General features: G+C 44.2%; 9 protein-coding genes. 7 read left to right on the top strand and 2 right to left on the bottom strand.

The features are described 5' to 3' along the window. Positions 1–476 precede the first annotated feature (476 nt). Complete coding sequence (locus MKX34_RS08570) at positions 477–2,222, top strand: alpha-glycosidase (RefSeq protein WP_076297567.1); 1,746 nt, start codon at positions 477–479, stop codon at positions 2,220–2,222. A gap of 159 nt (positions 2,223–2,381) precedes the next feature. On the opposite strand, the gene MKX34_RS08565 is transcribed toward MKX34_RS08570, so the two are convergent. After that, positions 2,382–10,184 (bottom strand): pullulanase, encoded by a 7,803-nt coding sequence (locus MKX34_RS08565; RefSeq protein WP_081384063.1) that lies wholly within the window; start codon positions 10,182–10,184, stop codon positions 2,382–2,384. Positions 10,185–10,871: 687 nt separating this feature from the next. Here MKX34_RS08565 and MKX34_RS08560 point away from each other — a divergent pair. The 6 genes from MKX34_RS08560 to MKX34_RS08535 all read left to right on the top strand — a co-directional run bounded on the left by MKX34_RS08560 (position 10,872) and on the right by MKX34_RS08535 (position 19,194). Then, the gene (locus tag MKX34_RS08560) at positions 10,872–11,918 is read left to right on the top strand and encodes a LacI family DNA-binding transcriptional regulator (RefSeq protein ID WP_036684387.1); all 1,047 of its coding nucleotides are present in this window, start codon (positions 10,872–10,874) and stop codon (positions 11,916–11,918) included. A gap of 222 nt (positions 11,919–12,140) precedes the next feature. After that, a complete protein-coding gene (gene pgmB / locus MKX34_RS08555) occupies positions 12,141–12,797 on the top strand; it encodes a beta-phosphoglucomutase (protein ID WP_036684390.1) in 657 nt (218 codons plus the stop codon). A 288-nt stretch (positions 12,798–13,085) separates the two neighbouring features. Next, positions 13,086–15,404: a glycoside hydrolase family 65 protein gene (locus MKX34_RS08550; protein WP_076297568.1), complete on the top strand. Its 2,319-nt coding sequence runs from the start codon at positions 13,086–13,088 to the stop codon at positions 15,402–15,404. Between the two features lie 88 nt (positions 15,405–15,492). Continuing rightward, entirely contained in the window at positions 15,493–17,175 is a 1,683-nt protein-coding gene (locus MKX34_RS08545) for an alpha-glucosidase (protein WP_076297569.1), read from the top strand. Between the two features lie 145 nt (positions 17,176–17,320). Continuing rightward, a complete protein-coding gene (locus tag MKX34_RS08540; RefSeq protein WP_170914210.1) occupies positions 17,321–18,184 on the top strand; it encodes an AraC family transcriptional regulator in 864 nt (287 codons plus the stop codon). Positions 18,185–18,342: 158 nt separating this feature from the next. Next, on the top strand, positions 18,343–19,194 hold the full coding sequence (locus MKX34_RS08535; protein ID WP_038569572.1) for a DegV family protein: 852 nt from the start codon (positions 18,343–18,345) through the stop codon (positions 19,192–19,194). Between the two features lie 64 nt (positions 19,195–19,258). On the opposite strand, the gene MKX34_RS08530 is transcribed toward MKX34_RS08535, so the two are convergent. Beyond that, positions 19,259–20,896 (bottom strand): ATP-binding protein, encoded by a 1,638-nt coding sequence (locus MKX34_RS08530; protein ID WP_051491336.1) that lies wholly within the window; start codon positions 20,894–20,896, stop codon positions 19,259–19,261. Positions 20,897–20,998: the final 102 nt, after the last annotated feature.

The following is a 20,998-nucleotide window of genomic DNA, read 5'->3' as shown; positions in this document are numbered from 1 at the left end:
AAGAGTATTGAAAGCCCTTTTATTCCATGCTATAATCCAAAACGTTAAGAGGCTGTCCAGCATGAGCACAACATCTCTTGTCTGCCTCCTGTTCTATACAATTAAAAGGCAATGTTACTTATCAAAGGTACAACCTCGGGCAAGCTACGTCGCGGTGGCTGTGCCTCTTTGTTATGTGCTACTCTGCTACTGATTTAGTGCATGTTGCATAAAAAACTGTGCAACCAATAACAATAGCGACATTCTACATTCCACGCGCTCTGTGGAGTATCGTCCGGGAATAGTTTATGCTTTCGATGTGGTTTTGCCGAAGTGTTCGAGGAAGTAACGCTAACAAAACTTAGCCTATGCTTTCGATGCGGTTTTGCCGAAGTGTCCGAGGAAGTAGCGCTAACAAAACTTAGCCTATGCTTTCGATGTGGTTTTGCCGAAGTGTCCGAGGAAGTAACGCTAACAAAACTTTAGGAGGATTTATCATGTTACTGGAAGCAGTGTATCATCGTCCGCGGTTAAATTGGTCTTATGCCTATAATGAAAGTACGATTCACCTGCGTCTGCGCGCTAAAAAAGGGGATTTAACCGAAGTGTTCGCCTTTGCTGGAGATAAATACGCTTGGGATACCACAAAAGAACTAATTCCCATGACCCTCTTCACCTCCGATGCTATGTTTGACTATTGGGAATGTGCTTCAGTACCTCTCTACCGCCGCTTGAAATACGGCTTCTTACTTCAAAAAGATAACGAACGAATTTGGATGACCGAAAGTGACTTTCAAACGGTGCGGCCGGAAAACCCAAACAAGCTGTTCGAATTCCCCTTCATTAACCGCGTTGATGTATTCGCTCCGCCTGCCTGGGTAAAGGACGCTGTTTTTTATCAGATCTTCCCAGAACGCTTTGCAAATGGTGACCCGAGCCTTGATCCGGAAAATGTTCAGCCATGGGGCTCCGAACCAACACCAACCAATTTTTTTGGCGGCGACCTGCAAGGGGTTATTGATCATTTAGATCATCTTTACGAGCTTGGGATCACTGCTATTTATTTCACACCTATCTTTGATGCAACTACTAATCACAAATACGATACAGAAGACTATATGAAAGTCGATCCGCATTTTGGAGATATTGAGACTTTAAAAAAGCTCGTCGATAGCTGCCATAAACGTGGGATTCGTGTCCTGCTAGATGCCGTATTCAATCATTCTGGCAGAACCTTTGCCCCTTTTGTGGATGTTCAAGAAAAAGGAGAGGCTTCCGCCTTTAAAGATTGGTTCCATATTCGCAAGTTTCCACTTCAAATTGAAAACGGTGTCCCTACTTATGACACCTTTGCTTTTGAACCGCTAATGCCAAAGCTAAACACAGAACATCCTGAAGTTAAACAATACTTACTGAAAGTCGCAGAATACTGGATCAAAGAAGTTGGGATCGATGGCTGGCGTCTGGACGTTGCCAATGAAGTGGATCATGATTTCTGGCGGGAATTCCGCAAGGTGGTTAAACGTGCTAATCCTGAGGCTTACATATTGGGAGAAATCTGGCATGAATCTGCACCTTGGCTAGAAGGCGATAAATTTGATGCCGTTATGAACTATCCTTTCACTGACGCTGTCCTTGACTTCTTTGTGCATGGCACTCTTGATGCTGAAGAATTCGCCAATTCCATTGGTAAACAGTTATCGCGCTATCCGCTGCAGGCAAGTGAAGTTGCTTTTAATCTGCTGGACAGCCACGATACTCCACGACTGCTTACGCTGGCTGCTGGAGACAAAAACAAGATGCGATTAGCGGCACTGTTCCAATTCACCTTTATGGGCACTCCCTGCATCTATTACGGTGACGAGATCGGTATGGATGGTGAAGGTGACCCTGGATGCCGCAAATGCATGGAGTGGAACCCTGAAAAGCAGGATCGTGAGCTCTTCGAGTTCTATCGTCAGCTTATTCAAATACGCAACGATCACCCTGCTCTCCGCACAGGTACATTTACCTTCCTTGAGGCAGGACAACAAGGCAGCAAGCTAGCCTATGAGCGCCGACTGGATCTGCAGACAATTGTCGTACTAATCAACAGTGAAGAGACCGCTCAGACCTTCCGTATTGACGTAGACGAGCGGGATTGGGAGAACTTGTTTACAGGCGAAACACTGCGCACAGAACGCAGCAAGCTGATCGTGAAGATGCCAGCCTATGGATTCACTATCCTAAAGGCAATCATCTAAAAGGTTTCTTTCCACTGCTCAGTCATACAGGTATAACAAAACAGGGTATCTCGCAAGCGATAATCGCTTCGGGATACCCTGTTTTCTTTTGGAGAATACTAAAGTGCTAACCGCTGCTCAAACTAAGGTGTGCCAGAATTCAGCACACCAAAGTCCAGCCTACTTGCTCAGCAGCGTATAAATAACCTGTGCGCTTTCTGCGCGGGTCATCCATGCTTTTGGAGCGAACCGATTGTTCTCTCGGCCTTGCAGGAGTCCTAAGTCTGCTGCAGTCTTCACATAAGCTTCCGCCCACTTGCTAATACTTGAAGCGTCAGTAAATGCCGTAGAGGCTGCTACAGGTTCAAGCTTCTTACCAGACTTCACTTCAAGTGCGCGGATCGCCATAACAGCCATTTCCTCACGGGTAATTGATGCATTCGGCGCAAAAATATTATTACTCCGTCCACTAACAATACCCAGCTTAGTAGCTGCAGCTACATATGAGGCATACCATGCATCTGACCTGATGTCAGTAAACAGGACCTGCCCTTCCGCTTTTAAGCCAAGTGCACGTACTAGTAGTGCTGTAAATTCCGCACGGCTAACATTACTTTTCGGATCAAACTCAGAGGTAGTAACCCCTGACACAATTTGTTTGGCGGCAAGTGATTGAATCGCCTTAAATGCCCAATAGGTTGCAGGAACATCTTTGAACGACTTATCGATTTCAAGCACAGCATACTTACTGAAGTGTGTGACTTGTGCCGTGATCACCTCTCCATTCAGCTGTCCTCCCACGTACTCTAACCCGCCATTATCACTTAAATAATAGATTCCGATTAAGTCTTTGTTGAATTGCCCTTTAATCTTAAATGAGATCGTAATCGGCTCATCGAACTGCTTAATTACAATCCGAGTACCGTCTTTCATCAGCACGCTAAGTCTGAATTCAAATACATCGGAAAGAGAGCTAACATGAGCACTATCATTGTTTAAACCGTCTACTATGGCTTTCGCAGCAGACTGCGCCAGTGGCTTCAGTTCAAGCAAGATTTGGGCACCTACCCCATCAATACCTGAAGCTAAACTTGGCATTGTACTTAAAAGCTGGCTAGGGATAGTAACTAACAGATCTCCCATTTTAAACACAAGATCATCAGTTCCTAGTATTTGTGCAGCTTGTAAAGGTAAGCGTACCGCTGTCTTACCAGCAGCAACATCAATTTGCACCTTGCCTTCTTTACCATTCTTCAAGCTATCCTCATTCACAACCTGAGTATCCGCTGGCGGTGTAGGGCTAGGGTTAACAACAACTCCAGAGGTTGGTGCCGCTGTAGCTTCTGGCGTTGGTGTCACCTCAGGCGAAGGTGTTACTTCTGGTGTCGACGTTGGTGTCGGTGTTGGCGTCGGTGTTGGCGTCGACGTTGGTGTCGGCGTTGGCGTCGATGTTGGTGTCGGCGTTGGCGTCGATGTTGGTGTCGGCGTTGGCGTCGATGTTGGTGTCGGCGTTGGCGTTGGTGTCGGTGTTGGTGTTGGTGTCGGCGTTGATGTTGGTGTCGACGTTGGTGTTGGTGTCGACGTTGGCGTTGGTGTCGGTATAACATCCGATACCTCAGCCAAAATAACCGTACCTCCATCATCTCTACCTGGCAGATCAATATTTACCTTTTGATCCTCGGAAACCATGTATGTTTTACCGCTGTATTCATCGGTTACCGATGAATTAGCAGCAAACGGTACTGGAATCGTTACAGAACTCTCACTAGTTTTAGTATTGATTACCGTCACTACGTTCTCATCTTCATAAGATTTGTTGAAAGCCAAATAACCTGAATCATCTGAACCTGCGAGCTTCGTGCGCGCACCTTTGGAATACACTTTGGAGTACTTCGCACGGATATTCAACAGCTTTTGATAATGGTCATGTAGTGGCTTCTCTGCCGTTAATTGATCCCAAGGCATATCCTTACGGTTCTCACTGAATTGACCTTCAGACATATTTCCAGCATTGCTGCCTGAATTACCCAGTTCTTCTCCGTAGTATATTACCGGCTGTCCTTTGGCGGTAATTTGCAGAGCTGCAGCAATCTTCAGCTTGCCTTTATCGCCTCCCACATAATCAGACAAGAAACCATTCTCATCGTGACTGCTCAGGAATTGAGCCATCATCTTCGTATTGTCGATCTTCAATTCACGTTCCTGCAGATAAGCATCCACACTGTTTACCTTACCATTTGCAAAATCTCTGGCTGCATCTTTAAATCCAAAATCAAGCAGCCCATCCATCTGGCTAGTTTCGAGCATTCCACCATTGTTATCAATGGTTCCACCGAAGTATTCGCCGGTCATTTTGAAGTTTGGATCCATCGCTGTCAGTGCATTTTTAAAGGCTTTCCAAGTCGTATCGTCCACGTGTTTGACCGTATCCACACGGAAATAATCAATCGTGTCTCCACGTTCCGTACGTGCGTTGTCTAACCAGCCTGTTTGCCAAGCGATAATTTTTTCACGAACGGCTGGATCTTCCGTTTTGAAATCTGGCAGGAAAGCAAGTTCGCCCTTAATTGGATCTGTATCTGCGGATACACCATCCGTGCGCAGCATCCCTTCGAAACGTGCTTTATCCTCAGCTGTAATTGTCGGATAGGTATCCTCAGCTTTCAGACCGTAACCCGTATGATTGAGTACAACGTCAACCATGATCTTGATCCCTTTGTCATGCGCCTTTTCGATCAGCTCCTTGAAGGTGGCCATATCGCCAAGATGCTCGTCGAGCTTGGTAAAATCTTTTGCCCAATACCCATGGTATCCATATTGTTCGCTGCCAAAGTCAACGCCTTTGTTAAAATCAATATTATCTACGATTGGCGTGATCCATAACGTGTTAATTCCTAGCTCTTGCAAATAATCGAGATTGTCGATCATCCCCCGGAAATCTCCACCATGATAAGCTTCCAGATGATCTTTATTCACATTCTCATTATTCGTTGGGTCACCGTCTTTAAATCGGTCTGTAAGCGCGAAATAAATTCGAGCCTCATCCCAATCAAAATCCAGCTTATCCCCTGTATAGGTTCTTGCTTTTACCTCAAGTGTAGCCTTTTCCTTATGTGCATTGCCGTATTGGTCTACGAGCGTAATCGGAATATCCTTGATGCCCGCTGACACCGTGTCTTCCACAGCAACCGTTTGTTTCAAGAGTTCCGTATCCAGCTTAACTTTGCTAGGGCCCCCAAGATTAGTTAAATCCATATATGCTTCAGAGTAAGTTACTTCTTCCGAAGAGGAAGCGTGGATGGTTACAACAGCATTCTGATTGGATGTGACTGCCTCTGGACTTACGGATGTCGCAATCTTAACGACAGGTTGATGATAATCAATAACAGATTCATCATTCACCGTATTCTTTGGATCTGTAATTTCGGTAGTGACGCCGTCTTTAGTAATCAAGAAAGTATATTTATACATACCTTCTTTTAAATCAGCCAGTGTGTAAGTGAACCACTCGTTAGCCGGATCATAGATCATTGGATACGAAGTGCCGTTCACTTTTACTTTAGCAGCTGTTATTGCGTCCATATTTCCATTACGGAACAAAGCGTCGTCGCGGTATCTGAAAGTAATCGTTCCATCTTTTAAAATAGGGCCGCTAATACTTGGTTTGATATCAAGCTCTTTAACCATACTGGTTACATACACCTTAGTGAACGGTTCACCAGGGGTCAACGGAATAACACGATCGTCTGGGTAGTCTAGTTTCCCCGTGTTCCAATCCGTACCTTTGCGCAGGACAAATCCAACGCTTGTTGCATTCTCCGCAACCTCAATCAGAACGCTCGCTGTGCCATTCTTAAAGGTTGTGAAATCAATCTGGTCATTTTTAGCTCCAGTGTTCCACACCCAGATATTCCAATCCTTATAGTCCTTATCGCTACGGGTATAAGTGAATTGAACATATCGTTTGTCAGTAACTTTAACGGTGACGGTTGTAGAAATACCCTCATAAGAGATAGTAAGGGTTGCCGTTCCTAGCCCAACCGCTTTGACTAGACCTTTATCAGTTACTGTAGCTACTTCAGGTTTATTAGAGAGGTAAGTAGCCTTCGTAGTAACATTACTTCTGCTATTGTCATCATATTTCGCAAAAACAGCGGTTTGATGCGTATTTCCTGCTGCCAGCGTGTAGCTTGCACTATCTGTTTCCAAAGAGTTCAGCGTAACTGGTGCAGCTTCCTTTTGAATAATCACGGCCGTCAAAGGCTCTAGTGTAATTGAATTTGCTGTCAAAATAAAACCTGACTGCTGTGCAGCCGGTATCGCTGTAACACCAGCTTCATCGTTGTCCACAAGCACCTGACCGCCCGTCAAATCCTCAGATAAGGTCAGCTTTCTAGTTGTGCTGTCACCATTCATGAAGACATAATAGATACCAGTGCCATCTGTTGCTTTGTTGGAATAGCCGATGACAAGATCGTTATCCTTCATTTCTGGAGCAGGGATCAGGTTAATGTTAGAGTCAACCAAATCCTTATCGCCCAATCGGAAGGCATCCGTTGATTTTCTCAGCTCCATCAGACCCGACGTATATTTTCTTGTCGTGTTCTGTACTGGGAACTTAGATTCATCTGTTGCTTTGGTCCAATCAAACATGTTAACTGCATCCGATGAATCGTAAGAATCATGAATGAAATAGCCGAACGATTGGTTGTTATTGTCGAACATCTCTGTGAATTTATCCTCAGGAATCGTTGTGCCCTTCCACTGCTTAGTCCGCCCATATTCCTGACCGGCATGGATAAAGGCTGTACCTTGAGAAGTTAATACGAGCATATTTCCTAATCTGATCCGCTGCTGAATTTCAAGCTCATTCTCAGCGATATCCGGATCCTTCTTGATCGATTGTGCTATGACATCATGAAGTGTCAGATTATCATGAGCTTCGATATATGGGACGATATCACCCGGATCATCTGCTGGTGTATTCGAAGGTTGAGCTTTGATATTGTCCAGGATTGTAGCGATCGGACGTGCTCCACCTGTAATAAATCTAGGCTGACCTTCGGAACCATAACCAGACTTCAATTCATTACGGAATTCATCTGAGAAAACACCGACACTATCCGTTTTGTCCATCCAATCCTGATCTGCACCTTGCCCAGCGAGAGAAGGATCAGCCGCGGCGCCGCCGAATGTTCTCCAGCCTTCACCAATAAAGAGTGCCTTCGGATTCACTGCTGCTGCGGCATCATAAGCATGCTGAACAGCATCAGCTGTCGCATCGCCCATCATATCCCAGCGCATTCCATCAATCTTGTACTCTTCAAACCAGTATTTTACCGAATCAACCATCAGCTTCTCAGCCATTTTATGGTTGGTGGCTAAATTGTTGCCGAACCCCCCGATAAAGTTACCGTTTGCATCTTGGAAGGCATAGTAATTAGGTACGATGTCGTTTAAAAATTCTTTTTTAGCCATATGAGTATACACTACGTCCAGAATGACACCCATTCCAGCTTCATGCACGGCATCAATCAAACCTTTTAATTCTTTAATCCGCTCTTCTGGATCGGCAGGGTTCTGTGAATAGGCCCCGTCCGGTGAAAAATAGCTGTGAGGATCATAACCCCAGTTGTATTCATTGTTTTTTGCGGAATAATCCGGCTCTCTAGTCCCCATCTTCGTCTCATCCCCGTAATACCAAGCCATCACAGGAAGCAACTGAACATGCGTTACACCAAGAGATTTAATATAATCAAGTTTCTTTTCAAAAGCGCTATAAGAACCCCATCTTTCCCCACTCAGACTATCCTCGATCGATACATCCGATGTAAAATCTCTCACGTGGACTTCGTAGATGATGGCGTCCTCACGTTTTTCGTAGCCTTTTATATCAGCATACCCAAAGGTATCTGGGTTCGTGTGGCTTAAATCAACAATAGCCGCTTTGCCCACTGTATCCCCGCCAGCACCAGCAGCACCTGTGGTATCCACAGTAAATACCGCCATTGATTTAGCATAAGGATCAAGAACCTTATGGGTTACACCGTCATTCGTTACTTCGTATTGATAAAAGAAGCCCCTTACATCTGTTGCCGTTGTGCCTGTCAAATCAGCTGGCTTCAGCTGGACTGACCAAACCCCTTGCTCGCCGAGCGTTAAAGCAACACTGCCCACTTGCACGTTAGAGTCATTCTTATCGTAAAGATTTACAACGACCGAGCTTGCTTTAGGTGCCCATAATTTCAATGTGGCTGTTTTGTCAGCATTATACGTAGCTCCAAGATCGTCTCCTGTATAATTGTACATTTCATCAAGCATTCTCCAGCCACTTGCGGCTGAGACCGTTTTACCTGAATAGGTAACGCTAAGCGGAACTTTTTCCAGATCAAATGCTTCTGTATCCACTTCGATTGAAGTTTTGCTTGTAAGGGTTACAGCAGTAATCGGGATTGCAGCACCCTCTTTATCCTTAACTGTAATTGCTGTCTTTAAGGCTGCTGGATCCAAACCGTCAGTCAGTGTGAAGCCGAGAAGGATTTTGCTCGTCGACAGCACCTCTGCGGATACTAAGCCAATAGGTGTCTCACCAAACGGAGAAACATAAACATTGTTGTCTCCTTCTTTAACCCATAGCTGATTGTATCGATCCAGCAGGCTAAAGGTTTTATTGTCACCGTCCTTATCACCGTTCGAAGGTTTCATCACAATAAAGCCGATTTTCTTCGCATTCTCAATAAGCGGAACATCAACATATGCACCATAACGATCTGTTTGATCTGCTACAAAAGGAGTAGCTCCAGACGGCCAATTTTCGGATGGGGCTACGACGTCATCCCACAGCCACAGTCCATATTGATCATGATTTGTATCAGCTCTGGTATAGTGAATTCGCACTGTATTAGGAGCAAGTGTAACTGGTTCATACGGTGTTACATCATTTGAACCTTGCTTGATCCAAATTTCATTCGCCTCAGGCGTGTTGATAGTAAAGAGCTTATCGCCTTCATCCTTGGCCTGAGTGACTCGGTTTACCACAAGGAACGAAATTTTCTTAGCTCCATCCTTCACTGGCACGTCAACATAAGCACCATAAGAATCGATTTGCCCTTCAGGAAATGGAGTTGCACCTGTAGGCCAATTTGCGGAAGGGGATTGAACATCATCCCATGTCCATAATCCCTGATTTTCATAGTCACCAGCTGTCCGATTGTAGTGAATACGGATGTGTCCAGCCGGAACAGGAGTAACCTCAACAGGTTCAGAAGGAATTTTATATTCTGCTGTCACACTGCCATCCAGTGGATTAAATTTAAAGGTAACCGGCAGATCTGAAGGAAGACTCAGATTATTAGCAGTTTCGGGATACAATTGATCCCCGGCTTCACCGTCTCCTGGAACAGAAACTTGGTAGGTGTAATCTCCCTTAGGAAGGGTAGCCACCGTACTGTAAACATCATCAAAATCAGGATCAGATAATACGGTAAGTGCTTCTGCCGGCAGGTTTCCTGTCAATCTTGGTAGTTTAGCGGAAGCAATCGGTGTGTAATACGTGGAATCAGCTATTTTATGAGTTAAGTCATTATAATAAAAGGTTACGGCAGTCTCTGTTTCTAGCTTGATATGGATATTCTCCCCATCATTTGTTCCCTGAGGATTGGTGTAACTTGTGAATCCATAGTTCTCATCCCATAAATCATTAAGAGTAACCTTGTAGTTATATTCTCCTGCCGGCAGAGTGCCTGTAAAAGAATATAGGCCATTATCTGAATAGGTCATTTGGGTAACTACTGATGTCTCATCCCAATCCTTACCCGGCGTTTCCGCACCTGTCGATGTAAATTTAGACTGCAGATCCCCAACCAATACAACCTTCGTCGTTGCTGCTGTAACATTAACAGGATGTAGTCCAAGACCAGAGAACACGAGAGCAATAATCATAAAGATCGCAAATGCCCTCTTCCCCCATAAAGTTATTTTCATTTTTGCAAAACCTCCCATAATTATGAATTCCCTTTTTGCAAGCGGATACATGATTTCACAAACCCCACCAATTTATGAGATTATAAATCATGCGTATTCCTTCTGAAGGTGAAGAAGGTCTATATGTAGGGCTCGTCAAGCCAATTCAACGCTGTCACCATCCTTTTATCAAAGTAAAAGCTTGATACATCAAGTCGAAATTAGTGCAATCGTTTGCAAAAAGCTATGCACAAACACTAGTCCATAAAACCCATTCGTTTGTGCAACTGGTTCAACCTAAAAACACCCAATGAAAACGCTTGCTGTATTTTGATTTACATACTAATGCCGAATTTGCGGTATTGTCAACCAGTATTTTCTAAAATAAAAGCTCAATTTAAATCCGCAATAAAAACGAAACTTGTTCTTCCCTTCCTTTCAGCTAAGTTCTTGCATCATTTAAGCCATACGTTTGCATTCAGCGAATACTCTTTTCGCAAAATCCAGACCGCATTTATACATATTAAGATCAAAATTCCCGAATCATTCATACTTTTTTGGTGAAAAGCAACAATATTACATTGAAATTTCTTGTGTTCCTTCCAAAAGTAGCAATTTCCCCCTTTTGAATGACTTTATCTATTTACAATTTAGAACTCTTAGATTAATATTACTGTGTAAAGCAAACGGTTCCATAAGGAGGTTTCAATGACAGTTACCATTAAGGATGTGGCCAAGAAAGCGGGAGTATCTCCCTCCACGGTATCCCGGGTATTGTCCAACCATCCCAGAATCAGCCTGGAAACTTCCCGCAAAGTTAAAGCTATTATGGAGGATATGGGCTATACCCCTAACATGATGGCTAAGAGCTTGGTGTCGAAAACTACTAACAGCATCTGCTTCAGTCTTCCTAAACCTGCTGAAGAGCTGTTCTCTAATCTATTTTTTATGGAATTAATTCGCGGGATCGTTACACAAGCCAGCCGTTCCGGTTACGATGTGTTAATAAGCTCCGGAGCGAACGAGAAAGAAGAACTGGAAGCCGTTTCACGACTTCTGAAGGGTCGCCGTGTTGACGGCGTTATTCTGCTTTACTCTCGTACGGATGATGCCGTTATTGATTTTCTAGAGAGCAACGATTATCCATTCGTGCTTGTTGGCCGAAGTGATAAATATGAGAATATTTTATCAGTCGATAATGATAATGTGATGGCAGCGTACGATGCTACGAACCACCTCATTTCCATGGGGCATAAACGTATTGGCTTCGTAAGTGGACCACCTAATCTAATCGTTTCTCGTGACCGTCTCGCCGGATATCGTAAAGCATTGCAGAATAGCGGTTTAGAAATGCGGGATGAATGGATTGTAGAAGGTGAATTTCTACAGGATAGCGGCTATAGAGCGATGTCCTTTTTCATGAATTTGCCGAATCGCCCCACTGCGCTGGTAGCGGTGGATGACATGGTATCGTTCGGAATTTTGCGCGGGTTGAATGAACTGAAATACAAGGTTCCAGACGATCTCGCCATTGTAAGCTTTAACAATATTCCATTATCTGAATTATCTAGTCCTCCGATCAGCAGTATTGATATAGGAATTTATCATCTTGGCTACACCGCATCACAAGTACTTATCCAAAATATCAAGAGTCCGGATAACGGTTCAGGTCATACCAACCGATTTGTCATTCCCCATCGTCTGATCGTGAGAGAGTCATCCATGCACTCTCTGGCAAAGCATAAAACCGAATGAATAAGTGAAGCGTTTAACCGCTTCATTTATTTTTTGAAAATCTGTACAAACGTTTGCGCTAAATCATACAATACTTATTGATCCAGTTCTTTATGGGTGATTTCTAGGATCTTAGGTTAGGATAAACTTACACATCTTAATCAAAGTTTAAACGGTTTAATAAGATTCTAATACGGCATCCGCTGGATCACGACGCTGTCAAAACTTTTAGGAGGTACTACAATGTCGGAAATTAAAGCCTGCTTGTTCGACTTGGACGGAGTAATCGTCGATACAGCAAAATACCATTATATTGCTTGGAAAGAGCTTGCAGATGGACTGGGGTTTCTATTCACAGAACAAGATAACGAACGCCTTAAGGGAGTCAGCAGAACGGCTTCACTAAATATTTTGCTGGAAATCGGCGGACTAACGATTGACGAAGAAGAGAAAGCTAAGCTTGCGGAACAGAAAAATAATCGTTATGTCGAATATATTGCGAAAATGGACAGTTCTGAGATTCTGCCAGGTGCGCTTGATTTCCTAAAAGAGTGCCGTGCGAATGGCATCAAAGTTGCTCTCGGTTCTGCCAGCAAAAACGCTATGACGATCTTGAATAATACCGGATTAACCCCTTACTTTGATGCAATCATCGACGGCACACACACTAGTGCTGCTAAACCAGATCCGGAAGTGTTCCTATTAGGAGCCAAAGCACTGGATGCCGCACCTGAACATTGTGTAGTCTTCGAAGATGCAGAAGCGGGAATTGAGGCCGCTACCCGGGCCGGTATGTTCAGTGTTGGCATTGGTTCGCCGGAAACCCTGAGTGCAGCGAATATTGTTGTCCCATCGCTTGCTCATATGAGTGTGTCCCTGCTCAAAGAATCTTTTGCATAAGTTTATTGAACATAATTAACTCAAATAGTACTGATTTGAGTTGTTGTGGACATTCCAACCAAAGATTAAATGAACTAATAATTAATCGTTAGCCTTCTGGTGATGAAGTGACGGAGAGGAATTTTGGAACTATAGAAGCATAACGTTCGCCTTTATAATCAGATTTCATCCGCAAAATGTGATCGAAAGTCCAAAGATTCATCGCAGTCACTTTTATATCACCGAAAGTTTAACAAGGGATTTGTTCATTTTATATATCCCCCTAACATATTTAAAGGAGCGGTTATCGTGAAACAATATTTAACAATTGATGAATGGTCCATTATTGAGGAATCCTTTGATCCACAGACGCAAGAAATTTCTGAAAGCGTATTTAGTCTTGGTAACGGATTTATGGGTGGCCGGGCCAATTTCGAAGAGCAATATAGCGGTAACAGCCTGCAAGGCAGCTACATGGCTGGCGTCTACTACCCTGACAAAACACGTGTCGGCTGGTGGAAAAACGGCTATCCTGAATATTTTGCCAAAGTACTTAACAGCACGAACTGGATCGGTATTAACATTGAAATCGAGGGTACACCCCTTGATCTGGCAAAGTGCACCGTTTCCGAATTCCGCCGGGTACTTAATATGAAAGAAGGAACGCTCTCCCGTAGCTTCACTGCCACACTCGAAGATGGTAAGGAAGTTAAAGTAGAAAGTATCCGGTTCGTAAGCATGACTCGTCAAGAAATCGGCGCGATTCGCTATTCCATCATTCCTGTCAATTTCTCAGGCAAGATTACGATTACTCCTTATCTTGATGGTGATGTGAAGAACAAGGATTCCAACTATGACGAGAAATTCTGGAATGAAGTTGAGAAACAAGCGGGACCTGATCATGGACATCTCACCCTAAAGACTAAGAAACTCGACTTCCATGTCACCTCTGCTATGGCTTTTGATATCCTTGTCAATGGTGAAAAGGTAACTGCCGAAGCAGAAGTCATCGAACAAGAGAAATATGTAGCCAGCAAACTGGACGTAACCGCACAAGCGGGCAATCAAATCGTCATTTATAAATATGTAGCCAATGTTACTTCTCGGAATCACGGTCTGGGACAATTGATCGACGCCGCCCAAACTGCTCTGCAAGCTGCTAAGGAAGCTGGGTTCGTAACCCTTTTGACTGAACAAATTGAAGCTTGGAGAGAAAAATGGAAAGAAAGCGACATCATTATTGAAGGTGACGTTTCGGCTCAGCAAGCGATTCGCTTTAATATTTTCCAACTCAATCAAACCTATAATGGTGAAGATGACCGCCTGAACATTGGGCCTAAAGGCTTTACCGGTGAAAAATACGGCGGCAGCACCTACTGGGATACAGAGGCGTATTGCGTTCCCTTCTATCTCAGTACGGCGGACTCCTCCATTGCCCGCAATTTGTTGATCTACCGTTACAAGCACTTAGAGAAAGCTAAAGAAAATGCCCGTAAGCTTGGATTCAAAAAAGGTGCGCTGTACCCAATGGTTACTATGAACGGTGAAGAATGCCACAACGAGTGGGAAATTACATTTGAAGAAATTCACCGGAACGGTGCCATTGCCTACGCCATTTACAACTATGTGAACTACACCGGAGACAAAGCTTATCTGGGACAATATGGCCTAGAGGTTCTCGTGGAAATCTCCCGCTTCTGGGAAGAACGTGTTCACTACGCATCACGCAAAGACAAATACGTAATGCTCGGCGTAACGGGCCCGAATGAATACGAGAATAACGTTAATAATAACTGGTATACAAACCGTATGGCTTCGTGGACTATGGAATACACCATGGAAGCACTGGCATACTTGCAAGAGAATGAGCCTGCTCGTTATGCAGAGCTAGTTGACAAACTAGGGCTGCAAGAGAGCGAAACTACAAAATGGAAAGACATCATTGCTAAGATGTATTATCCTGCGGATGAAGAGCTGGGTATCTTCTTACAACAAGATGGCTTCCTGGACAAAGAGATCATTCAAGTCAAAGATCTGGAACGTGAGCATCTGCCACTTAACCAAAAATGGTCATGGGACCGTATCCTGCGTTCTTGCTTCATTAAACAAGCAGACGTTCTGCAGGGATTATATTTCCTGGGTGACCGTTACGATCTGGATACAAAAAAACGCAACTTCGACTTTTATGAACCGATCACTGTTCATGAGTCCTCCCTTTCCCCTTGTATCCACTCCATTCTAGCCAGTGAGCTGGGATATAAGGATAAGGCCTATGAAATGTACTTGCGTACTTCAAGACTGGATCTTGATAACTATAACAATGATACAGAAGACGGGTTGCACAGCACTAGCATGGCTGGTACTTGGATGTCGATTGTACATGGTTTCGGCGGACTCCGCGTACATGACGGCAGACTGACACTGAGCCCATCTAACCCAGGTCACTGGACTGCTTACTCTTTTAAAATTATGTTCCGCGGCTCCCGTCTGAAAGTAAGCGTTACGGATGCACAAGTTACTGTTACGAATGAAACTGATATCCCTGCTTCTATTACTATCTACGACAAAGAATATACCGTAAACGGACTAAGCAGCATCACTGCTGATAGCAATTCCGTCACAGTATAAAACTTACACCCAAGAGACCCTTGAAGCTTAAAGCTTTTGGGGTCTCTTTATTTTTTAGGAAGCTAACTTATAAAAGGAGTGATTATGAATGAACAGAACCTTTTGGAAAGAAGCCGTTGTCTACCAAATCTATCCCCGCAGCTTTCAAGATAGCAATGGTGACGGGATTGGAGATCTGCAAGGAATCATTTCACGTCTGGATTATTTGCAAAAGCTAGGTGTCGACGTAGTTTGGCTGTCACCTGTCTATAAATCGCCAAATGACGATAACGGTTATGACATCAGCGATTATCAAGATATTATGGATGAGTTCGGCACATTGCAGGATTGGGAAGAATTACTGACTGGATTGCACGCCCGTGGCATAAAACTGATGATGGACCTTGTAATCAATCATTCCTCAGATGAGCATCCTTGGTTCGTAGAATCCCGTTCTTCAAAAGATAATCCATATCGTGATTACTACATTTGGCGTCCGGGTGGACCAGATGGTGAGCGCCCCAACAATTGGAGTTCTGTATTCAGCGGCCCGGCTTGGGAACTGGATGAAACTACTGGTGAATACTATCTGCATCTGTTCTCGCGCAAGCAACCGGATCTCAACTGGGAGAATCCGAAGCTGCGTGAGGAGTTATACAAGATGATCACCTTCTGGCTCGACAAGGGTGTGGATGGTCTACGAATGGATGTAATCAATATGATTTCCAAAGTGGAAGGTCTCCCTTCCTCCCATAGAGACGGCCTCGCTCCCGGGGAACTTGCCTGGGGTGGCGAATATTATATGAATGGACCACGTGTTCATGAGTTTTTACATGAAATGAATGACAAAGTGTTATCCAACTATAACATTATGACTGTCGGTGAAACTCCTGGCGCTACAGTTGAAGATGCCATCCTTTACACGGACGAGGAACGCAAAGAGCTGCAAATGGTATTCCAGTTCGAGCATATGGATGTGGACTCGGGTCCTGACGGCAAATGGGACGTAGCCCCGTGGACGTTGTCGAAGCTGCGCGATATTCTTCATAAATGGCAAGTGGGTCTGGCGGATAAGGGTTGGAATAGTCTTTATCTTAACAATCATGACCAGCCACGTATGGTCTCAAGATTCGGGGATGACGGTAAGTATCGCGTGATCTCTGCCAAAATGCTCGCTACCTTACTGCACACGCTGAAAGGGACGCCCTATATTTATCAAGGCGAAGAAATCGGGATGACCAATGTAAAGTTCACAGCCATTGAACATTATAAAGACATAGAAATCCTCAATATGTATCGCGAAAAGGTTACCGAAGGCGGCGCTGATCCTAACAGCGTTCTAAACGCTATTCATATCAAAGGCCGTGATAATGCGCGCACTCCGATGCAATGGGATGATTCTGCGAATGCCGGCTTTACTGAAGGGGAGCCGTGGCTCAAAGTTAATCCGAACTACAAGGAAATTAACGTGGAGCAGGCGCTGGCTGATTCGGATTCTATCTTTTATTATTACCAAAGGCTGCTTGCTTTGCGCAAAAAAAATCCGATCATGGCTTATGGCGAATACAAGCTACTTTTGCCAGAGCATGAGGACATATATGCCTATACGCGTACTCTGGATGACGAGAAGTGGCTGGTGCTGCTCAATTTCAATGAGGTTCCACAGACTGTTGATCTTTCCGCAGAGCTAAGTAAGGCTACGGAACTTATTATTGGAAATTACCCTGATGATGCACCCACACGGGAATTATTACGACCTTATGAAGCAAGAGTGTATCGATTGAAAGACTAACTTTGTCTATCTTCCTGAGTTATACTATTTAGGATGATTTTTTATGAGATTATCCTTCTGCCTGCTACCTGTCATTAGAGAGCACGGAATAACAGGATTTTGCAAATGCAGCCTGATAGTATGAACTTAAAGGGAGATGACGGACTTGGAATGGCTTATCCGCATGAAAGAAGCTTTAGATTATATGGAGAGCAAGATGGAGGAATCTGTGACGATTGAAGAAATCGCCAAGGTTGCTTACTCCTCCCCCTTTCATTTCCAGCGCATGTTCAATATGCTTACCGGAGTATCTATTAAAGACTATATCCGTAAGCGCAGATTAACTCTGGCTGCACAGGAGCTTGCTATTTCTAAAGTTAAAGTGCTGGATGTTGCACTGAAATACGGATATGACTCGCCCGAGTCGTTTGCCAAAGCATTCCGCAAGGCACATGGAATTACTCCTTCTGCTGCGCGGGAGTCAGGGGTACAGCTCAAGGCTTTCCCTAGACTCTCCTTCCATCTATCACTGAAGGGAGATAAAGAAATGGACTACAGAATTGAGAAAAGAGACGCCTTTAATGTTATCGGACTAGTAGAGGAAATGACAACGAAAGATGGGGAGAATCTGCGCCGCATCCCTCAGTTGTGGATAGAAGCTAATGAAAATGGTACGTCGGATAAGCTGATTGAGCTCGGTGGAGATAAGGATTTATTAGGCATCTGCTCTGACATGAACCATGATAAAGAAACCTTCTCCTATTGGATCGCTGTCGAAGCTACTCCAGAGACTGATGCACAGGGCTTTGCTTCTACAACAATCCCAGCTGCAAGTTGGGCTGTGTTCACCTCAGTAGGGCCGATGCCTGATGCTATCCAGCAGGTATGGGCACGCATTTTCCAGGAGTGGTTCCCTTCCACAGGCTACGAGCATACAGGCGGGCCTGAGTTTGAGCTATATCTTCCGGGGAGACCAGACGCAGAGGACTATCGCTGTGAGATATGGATCCCTGTTACGAAAAAAGAATAGAACTAGAAAGACTATCGAAACCTCGATAGTCTTTTTTCTTGTGATTGCCTACTATTTCATTTTGAGAATTGGCATAGTCTTGGTATAATAAATAGATTATATAGTTCTATAATGATTATTGATTATTGTCATCCGAATTATCGGTGAAGGAGAATTTCATGTCTACTGTAAAAATATTTTCAGACAGCACTTCCGATTTACCTCAAAACTGGAAGGATACTTATGACATCGGCATCGTTCCTCTTTATGTAGTATTTGAAGAAGGTACCTACAAAGATGGTGAAGATATTACACCCGAGGAAGTGTATCGCCGTGTAGCCGCTAGTGGAGTATTGCCGAAAACGGCAGCACCTTCGCCAGCAGATTTCATTGCTGCATTTCAACCCGTGATTAGTAGCGGACAAGATATTGTATATATCAGTCTCTCCTCCTCACTATCCTCTACATATCAGAATGCACTTTTGGCTGCCGGGGAATTTCCTGAGGGACGCGTACAGGTCATAGATTCGCAAACCTTGTGCGGAGGCATTGCCCTCCTTGTTATGAAGGCTGTCAGAGCTGCTGAAAAAGGCCACACTGCCGTAGAGATTGCAGCCATGCTGGAGCACAGCCGCAACCTTGTGGAAACTGAATTCGTTGTGGATACGCTAGATTACTTATATATGGGTGGACGCTGTTCAGGCATGCAGAACTTCATCGGTAGTCTACTCAAAATCCGTCCTGTTCTTAGACTGGTAGATGGAAGCATCATACCTACTAGCAAAATCCGTGGCAAAAAGGAAAAAGCTGTGGAACAAATGCTCCAGAACGCTTTGGTTCACATCGATCGAATGGATAAAGAGTTGCTCATCGTTGTCCATACCTTGGCGGAAGAAGATGCACTCTATCTGGAGTCAGCACTACGAGAGAAAACTCAAGTTAATGAAATAGCAATTCTCCATGCTGGTTGTGTAATTGGCAGCCATTGTGGGCCGCATACTGTAGGTCTCATGTATATGCTTCAGGACTAATAACACACAAATCTCCGGCCATTGCTTCTTAAGCAAATGGACCGGAGATTTGTGTGTAACCCCCCTAGTTTGAAGTTACTTCCAGCTCTATATCTTCTGCTCTGCAAGGCAGCATAAAACGAAACGTAGAACCTTGATTCTCTTCACTTTCTACAAAGATCGTCCCACCCATCAGCTCAACGAGCTGCTTGCAAATCGCCAGTCCCAAACCTGTGCCTCCATATTTACGGTTTATGGACGGATGCAGCTGTGAGAAAGATTGAAACAACAGATTGAGTTTGTTACCGGCAATTCCTACACCTGTATCCCGCACTGAAAATTCCAACAAAAATTCTTGTTCATCAGATAGTGGAATGTTCTTCACCGATAGGGTCACGCTCCCACGTTCAGTGAATTTCAGCGCATTGCCAACCAGATTCACAACAATCTGTCGCAACCGGATCGGATCAGCAATGATTATGGTTGGAACGCTAGTATCCATCCACCACCGTAATGCCAGCTTCTTCTCTTCCGCTTTCGGTGCAAATAAATCTATGACGTCTGAGATCATCTCGCGGAGATCAAACTTCTCGGATTGCAGTGACATTTTACCTGCTTCCATCTTGCTGAAATCAAGAATGTCATTCAAGATCTGTAATAACGTATAACTACTGCTGCGTAAAATCTCGGCATAACCTCGCTGCTCTTCTCCAAGCTCAGTATCCAACAAAAGATCAGCCATTCCGATCATCCCGTTCATCGGCGTCCGAATTTCATGGCTCATCATCATTAAGAAATCAGATTTGGCTTGCGCTGCCTGCTCTGCTGATTCTTTGGCACGAATGATTTCTCGCTCATTCGTAATATCACTGAAGGCAATAACCGCACCTGCGATCAGCCCTTCATCAATAAGAGGTGCCACCCGGTAATTAACAAAAAAACTGGTGCCATCCTTACGCCAGAAGATCTCATCATCTTTTTTACGGATGATTCCATCCTCTATCGTAAGACTAATCTGGCAATCAGGCGTCGAATAGCGCGAACCGTCACCTTGGATATGATGGATATAATCCATAAGCTTCAGACCCATCAATTCTGTAGGTTGATAGCCTAGCATATCTGCTGCCTCACGGTTAATAAAAAGAGTTCGCCCCGTTGTATCGAGCACAAAGATTCCCGCAGAGACAGAATTCAGAATGAGACTCGATTGTTGATCCTTCACAGCTACTATTGAGGTATCTTTGGAGCTTACCTCCGCTTCTCCCTTGGCAGGTATTTCAGTGTCCAAGGTGTCTGCCAATTCATCCAACCAGTCTTGTAACAATTCCGCATGTAAAAGAGCGCTTCCGTTAGCTACTTTGGTAATCGCGAATACCCCGGCGATCCCTTCTTCCGTTCTGATCGGTAAAAGTTTAACGCCTACGCAATTCGAGCCTTTTTTGGGATTCTCTAAATCTTGTAGCTCAAAGCTTGAGGAGTTCCCCTGCAGAGCAGCCTCAAAACTAGCAATATTGCCAAGTTTTTTTCTCTTTGCTGATATCGGACTTGTATTTTGAAACTGCGCTTCTGCGCCGGAGCCTAGATGGAACGTTAGGTTGGTTCCTACGCAGCGACCTTGTCTATCCAGAACGAATATCAAATCAGGATGATGGTCATATAACGATTTATAAGCGCTCTCTTCCGAAAGCAACCGTCTCAGAATGGACGTCCAGTCTTTATCCACAGTTCACATCCCCTCAGGCTCTCTCATCCATTATCATTACCCCTAAACGGGCAATGTTCATCTAAAATTTAAAATATATTTCATATCTATTATATCAAAATT

It is taken from the genome of Paenibacillus sp. FSL R5-0636 (assembly GCF_037974255.1).
Lineage (GTDB): Bacteria > Bacillota > Bacilli > Paenibacillales > Paenibacillaceae > Paenibacillus_AQ > Paenibacillus_AQ odorifer.
The sequence above is the reverse complement of the archived record's forward strand: the minus strand, read 5'-3'. Positions and strand labels throughout refer to the sequence as shown.